This is a genomic window from Paenibacillus polygoni (assembly GCF_030263935.1).
GTDB lineage: Bacteria > Bacillota > Bacilli > Paenibacillales > Paenibacillaceae > Paenibacillus > Paenibacillus polygoni.
Window position 1 is genome coordinate 4,346,397 of the sequence record NZ_CP127162.1, and the last position, 16,104, is coordinate 4,362,500.

The following is a 16,104-nucleotide window of genomic DNA, read 5'->3' on the forward strand; positions in this document are numbered from 1 at the left end:
AGGAGCTAGAACCCCGTCACAAGCCACTTTACCCGCATAAGAGCATTACCCCCTACATCATTCTATATAGACTAGAGACATCCCCTCATAAGTTAACAAGCGTATAGCTAATCAGATTCTATTGTCTACAGGGTTCATTTAATAAAGCCATTTAATAAAGCGCCTCCCTCTACTCTGTATGCCTCTACTAAAATATTGATTTTTCAAAGTCTAGCCAGGATCATAATATGATAAGTTAAAAAAGAAAAAACCGAGCAAATAGCCGGAAATAATCCAGCATTTGCTCGGTTTTAATATAAATTTATTTACAATGAAATATGAGTTTTAGAGTAATGGTATGAGTTTATTTGTAACTTAACCTAACTCACTCACATTGACATTACTTAATATTATTCAACAGTTACACTCTTCGCAAGGTTACGTGGTTTATCCACATCAAGACCCAGAGCAAGAGATGCGTAGTAAGCAAGCAATTGAAGTGGTACAACAGCTAGTGTTGGAGTCAAGATTGGCAATGTTTTAGGAATTGCATATGCTTGGTCTACGGATTTAAGCAGAGTTGCTACATTCTCTTCATGAGTAATGACCATAACATCCGCACCGCGTGCTTTCACTTCTTTGATGTTACTTACTGTTTTCTCAAGAACATCTTCTTGTGTAGCCAGAGCAATAACAGGAATACCTTCTTCGATCAAAGCAAGTGTTCCGTGCTTCAATTCTCCAGCTGCATATGCTTCAGAGTGAATATAAGAGATCTCTTTCAGTTTCAAGGAACCTTCTTGTGCTACAGCGTAGTCAACACCGCGGCCGATGAAGAACAGGTTCTTGTGTGTAGAGATTTGCTCTGCATATTCTTTGATTGTTTCTGCTTGTTCAAGCATTTGCTCCACTTGCTCAGGCAGAGCTTGCATTGCAGCAATAATGTTTGCAATGGTTTCTTCTGTTTGTGTTCCGCGAACTTGTGCAAGATACAAGCTAAAGAGCGCAAATGCGATAAGCTGGGAGCTGTAAGCTTTGGTTGAAGCAACAGCAATTTCTGGACCTGCAAGTGTAGCAAGTACATCGTTCGCATCACGAGCAATCGAGCTTCCTACTACGTTAGTGATTGCAAGTACGTGTGCACCGTTTGCTTGAGCTTCACGAAGTGCAGCAAGCGTATCAGCAGTTTCACCAGATTGGCTGACAACAATTACGAGTGTATCAGAGTTCACGATTGGTGAACGGTAACGATACTCGGAAGCCACATCAGTTTCTACTGGAATACGTGCCAATTGTTCAATCATAGTACGTCCTACAAGACCAGCATGGTATGCAGTTCCGCATGCAATGATTTGAATGTTTTTAATATTTTTAATTTTCTCTTCTGTCAAGTTTAGATCAGGAAGAACAATCTTTTTATGATCTTCAGAAATACGGCCAAGCATAGTTTCACGGTATGCTTTTGGCTGTTCGTAAATTTCTTTCAACATAAAGTGAGCAAATCCGTTTTTCTCAGCTGTAACAGCGTCCCAATCGACACGAGTCATTTCCCGAGAAATAAAATTCCCCTCAATTGTCATCAATTCGACAGAGTCTTTTGTCAGAACTGCCATCTCACCGTCATTCAGGATATACACGTTACGAGTATATTCGAGAATAGCTGGAATGTCAGAGCCAATAAAGTTCTCGCCTTCACCAATACCGATGATCAGTGGGCTTGCTTGACGAACAGCAACCAATTTATCTGGCTCATACTCAGTAAGTACTCCAAGTGCAAAAGCACCACGCAGGTGTTTAATCGCTTTTTGTACTGCTTTTACGATATCGCCGTCGTATTCACGTGCAACCAAGTGAGAGATAACTTCGGTATCAGTTTCAGATGTAAAGCTGCATCCTTCAGCGATCAATTCATCTTTCAGTTCCAAGTAGTTCTCAATAATTCCGTTATGAACTACAGAGAATTTCATGCTGTTATCTGTATGTGGATGAGAGTTCTCATCCGAAGGCTTACCATGGGTAGCCCAGCGTGTATGTCCAATTCCTGCGTTACCTTGTAGTGGAGCATCTTCAAGCTTCGCTTCAAGATTAGCAAGACGACCAATTGATTTTTGAATTTGAAGACCGTTTGGAGTGAATACAGCAATCCCCGCAGAATCATAACCACGGTACTCCAATTTTTTCAAACCTTCTACTAATACATTTTGCGTATTTTTAGTTCCGATATATCCAACGATTCCACACATAGGTAAATTCCTCCGATTTTAAATCATGCGAAGGAGATACATGCATAGTTTGCAAAAATAAGCATGAGGAAATAATTGTCTGATATGCGGGTGACAAACCCTTTTACGGTACATTTCACAGCTTTTCATAAGACCATGTCCTGAAATCATAGCATCTAGCTACTTTAGCTAATCCGTATTTTCTATCGTATTTCATGTCACGATGAATGCATATCAACCTCATGTAGTATTATGCAAAGATGCTCTCCTCGTGCATGTCTAATTTTGTATTTTAGTTTAATCACCTATCGATTCGTTGTAAAAACAGTCACCTGTTTCTTTTCCGTACTCGAATTAGCGGTATGGTGGAATACCGGGAGGTCCCCGCCGAACAATCCGAACACCTCCACCTCGTCAACTTGCCCATCCGTCCAATTGTTATAGAGCAACTGGTTCCGTACGCTGGCACAAGTTCTGGCGCTTTTAAAACGTTGTAACCTCACGATCCTCACTTTCTGTATCTGAATCACACAACTCATTATATGCATCTCATGTACGTTTTGCAATGGCGCTTTATACCTTACATCAATTTTCATCATTTATACCCATAAAAGAGAGCCTGGGAAACCGTTACTAGTCTCTCAGGCTCATTTTTAAGCTTATTGTTTTATACAGAAAGCTCTTTTTTCACGACAACTGCAATTTGTTCTACGAATTGTTCCAATTCGTCACGGTCTGGACCTTCTGCCATAACACGAATTAAGGACTCGGTTCCAGATGCCCGCACTAGGACACGGCCGTTATCGCCAAGCTTGTTCTCTACTGCAACAATAGCTTCTTCAATGCCTTTATTTCCTTCAAACTTGCTCTTGTCTTCTACACGAACATTCACAAGAACCTGAGGATATTGTTTCATGATTGATTTAAGCTCGCTGAGTTTTTTACCAGACTCTTTAAGTGTATTGACTAGCTGAATACCTGTCAGCATACCATCACCAGTCGTATTGTAATCAAGGAAGATTACATGTCCGGATTGTTCTCCGCCCAGGTTATATCCCCCGCGGCGCATTTCTTCCATCACGTAACGGTCGCCGACTGCAGTTTTTGCTGTTTTAAGACCTAATTTTTCAGTTGCTTTATAGAATCCAATATTACTCATCACCGTGGACACGATGGTTCCGTCTTTTAATTTGCCTGCACGATTCATTGCATCGCCGCAAATACACAGAATAAAGTCACCGTCTACTTCTGCCCCTGTCTCATCAATAGCAATCAGACGGTCTGCATCGCCATCAAAAGCAAGTCCAAGGTCTGCACCATGACGCAGAACTTCTTCTTTTAGTTTCTCGGGATGGGTAGATCCGCAGTGATCATTGATATTAAGTCCCGTTGGTTCCGCACCAATGGTGATTACTTCAGCTCCTAGGTCTGCAAACAGTTTTGGAGCAAGTTCATAAGCAGCACCATGTGCACAGTCGAGTACAATTTTCAGTCCGTCAAAACGAGATGAAACTGTTGTTTTCAAGTAATCAATATATTCAAACTTCGCTTGATCATTAACGGTAAGCGCACCTAAATTACCCCCGATTGGACGTGGGAGTTCATCTTCATAAGCATCCATTAACTCTTCAATGCGATTCTCTGTCTCATCAGAAAGTTTAAAACCATCGCCACCAAAAAATTTGATGCCGTTATCTTGTACCGGATTATGAGAAGCTGAGATCATTACTCCCGCATCTGCTTTAAGAGTTCGCGTCAAATACGCTACTGCTGGTGTAGAAACGACACCAAGACGAATTACATCTGCCCCGATGGACAATAGTCCAGCGATTAGAGCTGATTCCAGCATAAGTCCTGAAATTCGAGTATCCATACCAATCACCACTTTTGGACGCTCTACTCCGCCAGCTAGTACATAACCTCCACAGCGGCCAATACTGTAGGCCATTTCTGCTGTTAATTCTTTATTGGCAACTCCACGAACTCCATCGGTACCAAAATATTTCCCCATTGTTTGTTTACCCCTCTTTTTTTATATCATCTTTATCAAAAATTCGTTTTCATATCTGCTTTTTAAAAAACTATAATGGCTTATACAGTGTTTCTATTACGGTGATGAAAGATTAGCTCCCGCTGAGCTATCGTTTTCTTCTGAATCGCTTTCCATAGTCTCGTCATTGTTCCCATCTGAGGATCCTGTATCTGTATTCTCTTCTGATCCTTGATTTGGTGTTTCCGCTTTGCTATCTTCATCCGGCTTTGTTTCAGGTTCGACCGGTGTTGTAGACGTTTCTTTCGAATCATCCTTCACATGTACGGAAACTTTAAGATCCCCCGAAGAAGACGTAACCGTCACGTAATCAGGTGCTTCTACCTGTAACGCAACTACATGATTACCTTCCTTGAGGTTTCTCGCGTCCGCAACAAGTTTAATATCACTAGCATCCACATTATCCAGCATATCACTCGGACCCGAAACCGTTATATCTTTATTTGCACTTTGGGGACGAGTTATTGTCGCAGTAAAACTGCCCCCAGGTTCCTGAAGAGTAATGGGAACGTTACGAATTATTTTCTCGCTAATCGACGATTCTTCCGATGCAACAACAGTTACCGTAAGGACAACGGAGCTCGGCTCGATTTTCTCAAAACCAGAGGGCGGCGTCAAGTCCGCTTTAATTGTCTCTGTGCCGGCCTCTGTTAGAGTACTAAGGTCCAAAGTCACTCCACTATAGGACTCTATCCCTACTATCGCTTCTTGGCTTCCAAACAACGTTACCTCACTCACATTTGAATCCACTTTGGCTAAAGTAAGCCCTTCGGGGAGCTGACCTTCATACTTAATTTTCAAAGGAACTTTAGCGAACTCCTCAGTTATCGGAATATCGACAGAGACTGCAGCTGGTTCAATGACCGCTCCTTCTATCTCTTTTCCTTCCAGATCATAAGCTGCTAACTTCACCTTTTTCTCAGTTACATTCTCAGTTGCCCCATCAATATTAACCGTGCCCTGAACTTTCCCAACAGCAGCAAGTTGACTAACCGGTAAGGTGACTTTTACAGGTTCATTTGGCGTAATAACTGGTATCCCTGCTGCATATCCATCTGCCGGGGTTCCTGTGGTGACCACATTTACTTCAAAGTTTTGTGACGATAATTCCTCAATCGTAACGGTTACGCTCGAAGGTTCCATAGACACAAATTCCACGCCTTTTGGAACTACATGACTAAGAGGAAGCGTCGTCGTACCCGGGCCCACATTACTTAAATCCAGTCTTACTTTATATTCATCCGTGAATACAGAAGTGAGTACAGAGCGCTGACCTCTAACCTGCATTTCTACTTCCGTTTCACTCATGGATGTCAGTACATATTTAGACGAATCAATTCCATAGGCTTCAATTTTGACATTATCGATCGCACGAGGTTCTATTGAAGTGTTTGTTGTCGGTGTCGGTGTAACATCGTTCGAATGAACCATAGCCCACAACAAAAGACTGACAGCGAGCGCCAAGATTTTGGCAAAATTGTTATTATTGAACCATTTATCCATTACTGACGTCCCCCCTTCCGTTTCCAGAACGGGTTACGTTTCTCTTTTAGCGTAGAAGATGGACGAAGTTCTTCATGTAATTTGGAAATGAGTGATTCTTCTTTAATATCTCTTACCACCTGACCATTAATCGCAAGAGAAATTTGACCTGTCTCTTCCGATACGACAATGGCGACCGCATCGGCAACTTCACTGACTCCAATGGCTGCCCTGTGGCGTGTGCCAAGTTCTTTACTAATGAAAGGATTCTCTGATAAAGGTAAATAACAGGCTGCCGCCGCAATCTGTTTCCCTTGCAGAATAACAGCTCCATCATGGAGCGGTGTATTCGGAATGAATATATTGATGAGCAGTTCCGAACTTAACACAGAGTTCATCTTAATACCTGATTCCGTATATTCGTTGAGCCCTGTTTCTCGTTCAAAGACAATCAAAGCTCCGATCTTGCGGCGAGAGCAGTAGTTGATGGCTTTAATCAATTCATTCGTAAACCTGCTAAACTCCTCATTATCTGCACTAATCCGATTAAACCATTTACCTCGTCCTAACTGCTCAAGTGCGCGGCGGAGCTCAGGTTGGAAGATGATGAATAGACCAACCACACTGAACGTAAAGAACTGGTTCATGAGCCACTTTAATGTGTAGAGATTAAACCAGGTACTGACAACCCAAATCACCACAAGTAAAAGGATCCCCTTCAGCAATTGCACAGCACGTGTACCCCGAACAAGCAGGATGATTTGGTATATAATGTAGCCTACAATTAATATATCTATAATGTCTTTAATGGACTCTTGCCATGTTAAGTCCGCAAAATAGTTCATCCTTTTGCCCCCGTTATCCCCTTGTAGAGTAAACGCTACACGCTATCTAAAGTTGTATTTATAGTATGTTCTTCTTTATATCTAGGTTATAACGTTAAAGTACAACTTGCAAGCGAGCAACCATCAAATTACCCATTTATTATAAATATGCCCTGTTCTATGAAAAAAAGAGCCCCTCGCAGTCGAGGTGCCCTGGTAATGTTTATGAAATATAGCTTAACGAATACCAATAAATACCTTCTTAGCGATATGCTACAACAGACATGATGTTTGTTACCTTATACCAAATCCAATCCAGTGCCTGGTCTATGCTCTTGATCTGCCCGGAAACATGTGCTGTAGAAGCTTGCATATTGTAAGAACCATCAATAACCGTAAGATTTCCCTCTACGTTGCCATATATCTGAGCTGTTCCATTTTCCACGGTTAAATCGCCGTTTATAGACTTACCTTCTGGAATAATAACATTATTCCCTTCAATTACGATTTGATCCAGATCATTGCCTTTAACGATCAGCTGATCGCTCTGATCCCAGAAGCTAAGAGTACTGGACAACATAACTAACAAAAATACAGCAGCAGCAGTAAATGCAGGATGTCGCTTCACCCATTTCAGCCAAGGTTGCTGCTTCTTCGGTTGTGGTACAGCACTCATGATCCGATCAGTCAGCTCATCTGAAGCAGACGGGGAATAATGTTTCATAGCGTATAGCAGCATATCCGTCTGTTCTAACTCTTTAAAAAGCATGCGGCAGTCAGGACACATCGATAAATGATTCTCGAGCCCCTTTTTCTGGGAAGTCGAAAGTTCATCATCTAAATATTCATGCATTAAAGAGGTGATTTCATTGCAATCCATATGAGCATATCCTTTCCTCAAGATCTATGAAGTCTCACGTCTATTCTAACTTGTTTGCGTAACTACGTATTAAACATAAGACTCATTTTCATGTTATACGCAGTGACGATCAAGATCGTTTCATTAAATTTTAAAAATAACAAAACAACCTACAGTTTATATTCAAGTTTTTTACGTAAAAACTCACGACCCCTATGTACTCTTGTCTTGATGGTTGTTACCGGCATGTCCAATACTTCACTAATTTCCTGTAAAGAGAGATCCTGCAAATAGCGCAGTACCATAATGGATTTATACTTTGCTGGCAAAGTTTCAATGGCATCTCGGATAACGCGCTGTGTCTCTGATAACAGAGCTTCACTTTCCGGCGTCCGATCATCACTTGGGAGCATGGCATAACCATCTGTGCCTTCCTGCTCACCGATTTCCGCATCAAGTGAATACGAAGGTTTTTTTCTTCTTAACCTATCGATACACAAGTTCGTAGCAATACGGTAGATCCATGTAGAAAACTTCTGTTCAGGATCATATTTCTCCATATTCCGGTATACCCGTAAAAAAGTTTCCTGTACAATATCTTCCGCTTCGTGCCGATTATTGAGCATACGATAAGCCAAATGAAATAATTTGTCTTTGTATAACTCAACAAGCTCAGCAAATGCTCGCTGATCTCCCTTTAGTATGAGTTTGACCAACCTTTTTTCTAAATTGTCCACCATCTATTCCCCCAGACTTGCTGATGGGTCTTTCGTACCGCCCTATTTGGCTTACCTACATCATTCAAATCGTAATCGATGTACACCTAAAATGCAATCCATTTCAGCGAAGAATCCATTAAAAATATTACAAAAAAACGGGGTCTCTTTTACAAGATCCCCGTTAATTGAAAAACCTATAGTCATGATTTCGTTTTGTTATCTAACGACTTATCAACCTGTATTTCGTAGTCCTGCAGCAATACCATTGATGGTTAACAACACTTCACGAAGCAGCTCCGCATCATCGCCGTCTTGCTCACGCAGTTCACGCAGCTCTGCAAGCAGTTGTACTTGGAGATAACTCAATGGATCAACATACGGATTACGCAAACGGATCGATTCTTGAATAACAGGTACGTTATCCAAAATTTCCTGTTGTCCTGTTACTTTAAGTAACAGATCTTTGGTTAACTTATATTCTTCTTTAATAAGTCCCACAATCCGATTACGTACTTCTTCATCCTTAACCATATAAGTATACTGTTTGGAAATATTCATATCTGCTTTGGCTACTGCCATTTGTACTGTATCAATCAAGGTACTAAAGAAAGGATAGTTATTATACATATCTTGTAGAACCTTCATGTTCTCTTCCTTACCTTGGTAGAAACTCTGTAGCCCCGTACCAGCTGCGTACCATGCCGGGAAGAGGTAACGGCTCTGTGTCCATGCAAACACCCATGGAATCGCACGCAGGTCCTCAAAACGGTCACTATTCTTACGCTTAGATGGACGAGAACCAATATTTAATTCCCCAATCTCAGGTAAAGGTGTAGATTCTTTAAAGAAACTGAAGAAATCTTTGTCGCGGAAAATAAGATCTTGGTACTTTTCCAGTGAAACTTCAGAGATCTCTTTAATGATTTCTTTCCAGCCTGCTTCTTTTTCATCGACTTTCTCCGTACGAGCAGCAGTTGCTGATGTTAATAGTGCAGATGTAGCTTGCTCTAGGCTGCGATAAGCAATCCCTTTAAGTGAATAACGAGAAGAGATAACCTCTCCTTGTTCAGTAATTTTAATTCCTCCACCTATGGTATGAGACGGCTGAGCCAAGATACTACGATTTAATGTCATTCCTCCGCGTCCAAGAGCTCCTCCGCGTCCATGGAAGAATTTCAATTTCACTCCATAATCTTTACTCATTGCCGTAATATCATTCATCGCCACAAGCAGTTCCCAGTTCGCAGTAACTACTCCGCCGTCTTTGTTACTGTCGGAGTATCCGAGCATAATTTCTTGTACGTCATTTCTCGCTTGGACACTTCTGCGATATACCGGTAAATCAAACAGACGTTTCATGATTTGCGGCGCAGCATGTAAGTCATCAATAGTCTCAAATAAAGGTACAGATTGAATAGAGCATACAACAGTGCCGTCTGGTTCAACACGATACAACCCAACCTCTTTAGCCAGGACCATTACTTCGAGCAGATCACTTGCACCTCGTGTCATACTAATCAGATAACTATTTATGCAGTTCTTTCCGTACTCTTTTTGAGCCCGGTAGATGGTACGATACACTTCCAAGCATTCATGTGTATTCTCACTGTATTTAAAGTGAGATGATGTTAATGGACGCGGATCATTGAGCAAATCAGCAAGTAAATTAATTTTTTCTTCCTCGCTGAGCGCTGAATAATCTTCCACAATATTCATATGAGCTAAAATTTCTGTCATCGCATTTTCATGCTCTTGACTGTGCTGACGAATATCTAAAGTAGCAGTGTGGAATCCAAAAAGTTCTACTTGGCGGATCGTTTTCTTGATATACGTATCTGCAACATAGTCAGCATAATGATGACGCAAGCTACAATCGATCACTTTCAAATCACGAATTAATTCTTCTGGTGAGTCATACCGGTTCGGCTGACCCAATGTACTCTCATCCAGAATATTACTTAGTTTAGTAATCATATAAGCAAGCTTAATACGGTAAGGTTCTTTCTCATTACGCCATATGTCTGCTTTCTTAATGACAACATGTTTTCGATCTTCTTCGATCGAAGCCATTAATTCTTCCGATACGTTTACGATATTAGTGCTAAAACTTAGAACCCCCATCAGTTCAATGAGAATACGTTTATATTCGCGTATAGCAAGCTTACGTTGTACTCGAAGAGTCTCCCAAGTTACATCAGAAGTTACCGATGGATTTCCATCACGGTCTCCACCGATCCAAGAGCCGAATTTCAGGTACGTTGGTACATGCCAGCGATTTTCTGGGTAATATTTTTGCAAGCAGCGTTCTAGTTCTTCGTAAACATCCGGTAGTACATGGAATAAAGTTTCATGGAAATAGTACATTCCATTTCTTACTTCATCAAGCACAGTTGGTTTACGATCTCTCAGTTCGTCCGTTTGCCACAGGGTAATCACTTCGTTAAGTAATTTCTCCCGCAGCTGTTCACGTTCTCGGAGCGTTAGTATAGGATTATCTAATAGCATGACATCTTCTGATATACGTTTATGTATATCCAGAATAACACGACGCATGGCTTCCGTAGGATGCGCAGTCATAACAAGCTCAAGTGAAAGAGAACTTAGGATTTCTTCAACATCACTGTATTCAAACCCTTTTTCCTTCAAAGTCTTAACAGCCATTTCGATTGATCCTGGCTGTACAGTCTCTCCTGCAGATCTTTCGTAGTCACGTTTGCGACGAATTCGGTGGTTCTGTTCCGCAATGTTCACCAATTGAAAGTAAACTGCAAAAGCCCGTATCACTTGATGGCGCTTCTCAGAATCTAATTGCTTGATCATACTAAGGAATTCTTGATACAACTCTGGCGTATATTCGGCCCGTAAAGCCTTACTGGTTTCACGGATTTTTTCTACTACATCTAGAAGTTCATTACCTCCTTGATGAACGAGAACCTCCCCGAGTATATTACCAAGAAACCGCACATCCCGGCGCAACAAGTTGTTAGAATTGCTTTTGTTCGCGGTTACCATAATTTCTGTCATGCTTATCCTCCTATCTCCTGCTTATTACAAATTCTACGTAAAAAATGACACCTTCATAACATAATACAATAAAAATCAGTGAAAATCTTTAGTTTTGTGATAGAAAATACAGGTTTTTTGTAACTTTTAATGTAAAATACTGCTTTTCTTGTCGTATTTCTAGAGATTTTCTTGATTAATTCAACCAGTGGATAAGCTGAATTGTTCCTTTTATATGTTAATCCATGTATCCAAAATTTATTTGCAATTGCATAAAAGCAAGTACAATCTAGTAACAAGCATACAACCAGTAATACACTTAATGATCCCATAAACATATCTATATATACAAAAAAAAGCCCAGTTACTAAACCAGACTTTGCGTTAAAAGATTGGAGCGGGTGATGGGAATCGAACCCACGCTATCAGCTTGGAAGGCTGAAGTTCTACCATTGAACTACACCCGCATATTAAGTATCGGGATGACACGATTTGAACATGCGACCCCCTGGTCCCAAACCAGGTGCTCTACCAAGCTGAGCTACATCCCGATATTTAAATGGCGCGCCCTGAGAGATTCGAACTCCCGGCCTTTTGATTCGTAGTCAAACGCTCTATCCAGCTGAGCTAAGGGCGCAAATATGGAGCGGACGACGGGAATCGAACCCGCGACCCTCGCCTTGGCAAGGCGATGCTCTACCGCTGAGCCACGTCCGCAAAAATCAATGCGCGTGAAGGGACTCGAACCCCCACGTCAAGGACGCTAGATCCTAAGTCTAGTGCGTCTGCCAATTCCGCCACACGCGCATGTGATTATATGGTGAGCCATGAAGGGCTCGAACCTTCGACACCCTGATTAAAAGTCAGGTGCTCTACCAACTGAGCTAATGGCTCTTATAAATGGCTGGGGATATAGGATTTGAACCTATGCATGACGGAGTCAAAGTCCGTTGCCTTACCGCTTGGCTAATCCCCAACATTCTTATATGATTTGTACTTTACTCACATTATATACACATTCAAAGAATGAATGGTGGAGATTGAGGGGATCGAACCCCCGACCCTCTGCTTGTAAGGCAGATGCTCTCCCAGCTGAGCTAAATCTCCATATAAAGTGACCCGTAGGGGATTCGAACCCCTGTTACCTCCGTGAAAGGGAGGTGTCTTAACCCCTTGACCAACGGGCCTTAATAAACAAGCTCTCAACCGGGATCGAACCGGTGACCTCATCCTTACCATGGATGCACTCTACCTACTGAGCTATGAGAGCAATGGCTCCCCGAACAGGGCTCGAACCTGTGACAACTCGATTAACAGTCGAGTGCTCTACCAACTGAGCTATCAGGGAATAGTAACCATTAGTAGTAAACACATTCCTCAGTTACCTGAGGTAAGGATGTTCGCTTGGCAGCGTCCTACTCTCCCAGGACCCTGCGGTCCAAGTACCATCGGCGCTGGAGGGCTTAACGGTCGTGTTCGGGATGGGTACGTGTGGAACCCCTCCGCTATCGCCACCAAACGTGATTTTTGCGCTGTGATATCTTCAGTGAATACTCACCAGCAAAATATCAGACCTTAGAAAGGACATGCAGCTTAAAATCATCGGAAAATTCATACGCTCTTCGCGTTTACTTGGGTTCTACACGGAAGTGTGAATCAAGAAACAAGCGTTTAGTTTTCCTTCAAGGATTTGCTCCCTGAAAACTAGATACGAAACAATCTTTGCAATTTAAATAGCTTATGCTTCCGAAGTAGCTTTCCTTCAGAAAGCTTGTAGGATAAGCCCTCGACCGATTAGTACTGGTCAGCTCCATGCATTGCTGCACTTCCACCCCCAGCCTATCTACCTCGTCGTCTTCAAGGGGTCTTACTAGTTGGGAAATCTCATCTTGAGGTGGGCTTCGCGCTTAGATGCTTTCAGCGCTTATCCCTTCCATACATAGCTACCCAGCGATGCTCCTGGCGGAACAACTGGTACACCAGCGGTATGTCCATCCCGGTCCTCTCGTACTAAGGACAGCTCCTCTCAAATTTCCTACGCCCACGACAGATAGGGACCGAACTGTCTCACGACGTTCTGAACCCAGCTCGCGTACCGCTTTAATGGGCGAACAGCCCAACCCTTGGGACCTACTTCAGCCCCAGGATGCGATGAGCCGACATCGAGGTGCCAAACCTCCCCGTCGATGTGGACTCTTGGGGGAGATAAGCCTGTTATCCCCAGGGTAGCTTTTATCCGTTGAGCGATGGCCCTTCCATGCGGTACCACCGGATCACTAAGCCCGACTTTCGTCCCTGCTCGACTTGTAGGTCTCGCAGTCAAGCTCCCTTGTGCCTTTACACTCTGCGAATGATTTCCAACCATTCTGAGGGAACCTTTGGGCGCCTCCGTTACTCTTTAGGAGGCGACCGCCCCAGTCAAACTGCCCACCTGACACTGTCCTCGCACCGGATTACGGTACCAAGTTAGAACCTAGATACGATCAGGGTGGTATCCCAACGTTGCCTCCACACAAGCTGGCGCTCATGCTTCTTAGGCTCCCACCTATCCTGTACAGATCGTACCCAAATCCAATATCAAGCTGCAGTAAAGCTCCATGGGGTCTTTCCGTCTTGTCGCGGGTAACCTGCATCTTCACAGGTATTAAAATTTCACCGGATCTCTCGTTGAGACAGCGCCCAAGTCGTTACGCCATTCGTGCGGGTCAGAATTTACCTGACAAGGAATTTCGCTACCTTAGGACCGTTATAGTTACGGCCGCCGTTTACTGGGGCTTCGGTTCATAGCTTCGGATTACTCCTAACCACTCCCCTTAACCTTCCAGCACCGGGCAGGCGTCAGCCCGTATACTTCGCCTTGCGGCTTCGCACAGACCTGTGTTTTTGCTAAACAGTCGCTTGGGCCTTTTCACTGCGGCCCCCTCGTGCTATTCACACTACCGGGGCACCCCTTCTCCCGAAGTTACGGGGTCATTTTGCCGAGTTCCTTAACGAGAGTTCTTCCGCGCGCCTTAGAATTCTCTTCTCACCTACCTGTGTCGGTTTACGGTACGGGCACCTTCATCTGGCTAGAGGCTTTTCTTGGCAGTCTGAGATCATGACCTTCGCTACTGTAATTTTCACTCCCCATCACAGCCCAGCCTTACGATGTGCGGATTTGCCTACACATCAGCCTCACTGCTTGGACAGACATCCATCAGTCTGCGTCACTACCCTACTGCGTCCCCCCATCGCTCGTAACGATTTACGGTGGTACAGGAATTTCGACCTGTTGTCCTTCGACTACGCCTTTCGGCCTCGCCTTAGGTCCCGACTTACCCTGAGCGGACGAGCCTTCCTCAGGAACCCTTAGGTTTTCGGCGGATCAGATTCTCACTGATCTTTTCGTTACTCATACCGGCATTCTCACTTGTATGCAGTCCAGCAGTCCTTCCGGTCTACCTTCAACCCGGCATACAACGCTCCCCTACCCCTGATGCAAAGCATCAAGCCATAGCTTCGGTGGTGTGTTTAGCCCCGTTACATTTTCGGCGCAGAGTCACTCGACCAGTGAGCTATTACGCACTCTTTAAATGGTGGCTGCTTCTAAGCCAACATCCTGGTTGTCTGTGCAACTCCACATCCTTTCCCACTTAACACACACTTGGGGACCTTAGCTGATGGTCTGGGCTGTTTCCCTTTCGACAATGGATCTTAGCACTCACTGTCTGACTCCCGGAATACAAGTCTATGGCATTCGGAGTTTGACTGAGCTTGGTAACCCTTGCGGGCCCCGCACCCAATCAGTGCTCTACCTCCACGACTTACTTGTTCCGAGGCTAGCCCTAAAGCTATTTCGGGGAGAACCAGCTATCTCCGAGTTCGATTGGAATTTCTCCGCTACCCCCACCTCATCCCCGCACTTTTCAACGTGCGTGGGTTCGGGCCTCCAGTGCGTGTTACCGCACCTTCACCCTGGACAGGGGTAGATCACACGGTTTCGGGTCTACGTCCACGTACTATGTCGCCCTATTCAGACTCGCTTTCGCTGCGGCTACGGCTTTTCACCTTAACCTTGCACGGGAACGTAACTCGCCGGTTCATTCTACAAAAGGCACGCCATCACCCATAAAACGGGCTCTGACTTTTTGTAAGCACACGGTTTCAGGTTCTATTTCACTCCCCTTCCGGGGTGCTTTTCACCTTTCCCTCACGGTACTGCTTCACTATCGGTCGCTAGGGAGTATTTAGCCTTGGCAGATGGTCCTGCCGGATTCATACGAGGTTTCACGTGCCTCGCACTACTCGGGATCCGTCTCGGAGGGAACAGATTTTTGACTACAGGGCTTTTACCTTCTCTGGCGGGCCTTTCCAGACCTCTTCAACTAATCGGTTCCTTTGTAACTCCATGTGAGACGTCCCACAACCCCAACCAGCAAGCTGATTGGTTTGGGCTAATCCGCGTTCGCTCGCCGCTACTGACGGAATCACTATTGTTTTCTCTTCCTCAGGGTACTTAGATGTTTCAGTTCCCCTGGTATGCCTTCAACCACCCTATGTGTTCAGGTGGAGATAACTATCCATTACGATAGCTGGGTTTCCCCATTCGGACATCCCCGGATCAAAGCTTGCGTACAGCTCCCCGAGGCAGTATCGTTGTTCGCCACGTCCTTCATCGGCTCCTAGCGCCTAGGCATCCTCCGTGTGCTCTTAATAGCTTAACCATATGCTCATTTTTGACTGATTCACTCCGGTTGGCATTCGCCAAAAGTCGTTCATCATTCAAAAATTTCGCTAAGCAATCTATTAATCTTCACTTGTTCAACACAAGTTCAGCTTAAAGGATATTTCTAAAATCGCAAAATTGTTTCGTTATCTAGTTTTCAAAGAACAACATTAATAATATTGAAATTATTATGGTGGAGCCAAGCGGGATCGAACCGCTGACCTCCTGCGTGCAAGGCAGGCGCTCTCCCAGCTGAGCTAT

8 protein-coding genes, 12 tRNA genes and 2 rRNA genes (1 of these 22 cut by a window edge) are annotated in these 16,104 nt (G+C 43.8%); all 22 read right to left on the reverse strand.

Annotated features, from left to right (window positions below; translation table 11 throughout):
• Nucleotides 1-389: 389 nt before the first annotated feature.
• Nucleotides 390-2,222 carry a glutamine--fructose-6-phosphate transaminase (isomerizing) gene (glmS, locus tag QPK24_RS20835; RefSeq protein ID WP_285744408.1) on the reverse strand — a complete coding sequence of 611 codons (1,833 nt, stop codon included), beginning with the start codon at nucleotides 2,220-2,222 and terminating at the stop codon, nucleotides 390-392.
• A 284-nt stretch (nucleotides 2,223-2,506) separates the two neighbouring features.
• On the reverse strand, nucleotides 2,507-2,704 hold the full coding sequence (locus QPK24_RS20840; protein WP_285744410.1) for a hypothetical protein: 198 nt from the start codon (nucleotides 2,702-2,704) through the stop codon (nucleotides 2,507-2,509).
• A 164-nt stretch (nucleotides 2,705-2,868) separates the two neighbouring features.
• Complete coding sequence (gene glmM, locus QPK24_RS20845; protein ID WP_285744412.1) at nucleotides 2,869-4,212, reverse strand: phosphoglucosamine mutase; 1,344 nt, start codon at nucleotides 4,210-4,212, stop codon at nucleotides 2,869-2,871.
• 96 nt (nucleotides 4,213-4,308) lie between these two features.
• Nucleotides 4,309-5,754 carry a CdaR family protein gene (locus QPK24_RS20850; protein ID WP_285744414.1) on the reverse strand — a complete coding sequence of 482 codons (1,446 nt, stop codon included), beginning with the start codon at nucleotides 5,752-5,754 and terminating at the stop codon, nucleotides 4,309-4,311.
• Nucleotides 5,754-6,578, reverse strand: a complete 825-nt coding sequence (gene cdaA / locus QPK24_RS20855) for a diadenylate cyclase CdaA (RefSeq protein ID WP_191803887.1) — start codon at nucleotides 6,576-6,578, stop codon at nucleotides 5,754-5,756. Before cdaA ends, QPK24_RS20850 begins: the two co-directional genes overlap by 1 nt.
• Nucleotides 6,579-6,819: 241 nt before the next feature.
• Nucleotides 6,820-7,437 carry a zf-HC2 domain-containing protein gene (locus QPK24_RS20860; protein ID WP_285744417.1) on the reverse strand — a complete coding sequence of 206 codons (618 nt, stop codon included), beginning with the start codon at nucleotides 7,435-7,437 and terminating at the stop codon, nucleotides 6,820-6,822.
• Between the two features lie 149 nt (nucleotides 7,438-7,586).
• Complete coding sequence (gene sigW, locus QPK24_RS20865) at nucleotides 7,587-8,153, reverse strand: RNA polymerase sigma factor SigW (RefSeq protein ID WP_201450734.1); 567 nt, start codon at nucleotides 8,151-8,153, stop codon at nucleotides 7,587-7,589.
• A 213-nt stretch (nucleotides 8,154-8,366) separates the two neighbouring features.
• Nucleotides 8,367-11,159 (reverse strand): phosphoenolpyruvate carboxylase, encoded by a 2,793-nt coding sequence (gene ppc / locus QPK24_RS20870; RefSeq protein WP_285744419.1) that lies wholly within the window; start codon nucleotides 11,157-11,159, stop codon nucleotides 8,367-8,369.
• A 372-nt stretch (nucleotides 11,160-11,531) separates the two neighbouring features.
• A tRNA-Gly gene (locus QPK24_RS20875) sits at nucleotides 11,532-11,605 on the reverse strand.
• A gap of 10 nt (nucleotides 11,606-11,615) precedes the next feature.
• Nucleotides 11,616-11,689: transfer RNA gene (locus QPK24_RS20880), tRNA-Pro, on the reverse strand.
• Nucleotides 11,690-11,698: 9 nt separating this feature from the next.
• A tRNA-Arg gene (locus QPK24_RS20885) sits at nucleotides 11,699-11,775 on the reverse strand.
• Between the two features lie 5 nt (nucleotides 11,776-11,780).
• Nucleotides 11,781-11,855 (reverse strand) — tRNA-Gly (locus QPK24_RS20890).
• Nucleotides 11,856-11,864: 9 nt separating this feature from the next.
• Nucleotides 11,865-11,945 (reverse strand) — tRNA-Leu (locus tag QPK24_RS20895).
• Nucleotides 11,946-11,956: 11 nt separating this feature from the next.
• Nucleotides 11,957-12,032 (reverse strand) — tRNA-Lys (locus tag QPK24_RS20900).
• A 7-nt stretch (nucleotides 12,033-12,039) separates the two neighbouring features.
• Nucleotides 12,040-12,114: transfer RNA gene (locus tag QPK24_RS20905), tRNA-Gln, on the reverse strand.
• A 55-nt stretch (nucleotides 12,115-12,169) separates the two neighbouring features.
• Nucleotides 12,170-12,245: transfer RNA gene (locus tag QPK24_RS20910), tRNA-Val, on the reverse strand.
• Nucleotides 12,246-12,253: 8 nt separating this feature from the next.
• Nucleotides 12,254-12,325, reverse strand: a tRNA-Glu gene (locus tag QPK24_RS20915).
• Nucleotides 12,326-12,335: 10 nt separating this feature from the next.
• A tRNA-Thr gene (locus QPK24_RS20920) sits at nucleotides 12,336-12,408 on the reverse strand.
• A gap of 2 nt (nucleotides 12,409-12,410) precedes the next feature.
• Nucleotides 12,411-12,486: transfer RNA gene (locus tag QPK24_RS20925), tRNA-Asn, on the reverse strand.
• Nucleotides 12,487-12,540: 54 nt separating this feature from the next.
• Nucleotides 12,541-12,657, reverse strand: a 5S ribosomal RNA gene (gene rrf, locus QPK24_RS20930).
• Nucleotides 12,658-12,912: 255 nt separating this feature from the next.
• A 23S ribosomal RNA gene (locus QPK24_RS20935) occupies nucleotides 12,913-15,841 on the reverse strand.
• A 193-nt stretch (nucleotides 15,842-16,034) separates the two neighbouring features.
• Nucleotides 16,035-16,104 (reverse strand) — tRNA-Ala (locus QPK24_RS20940) (it continues 6 nt past the right edge of the window).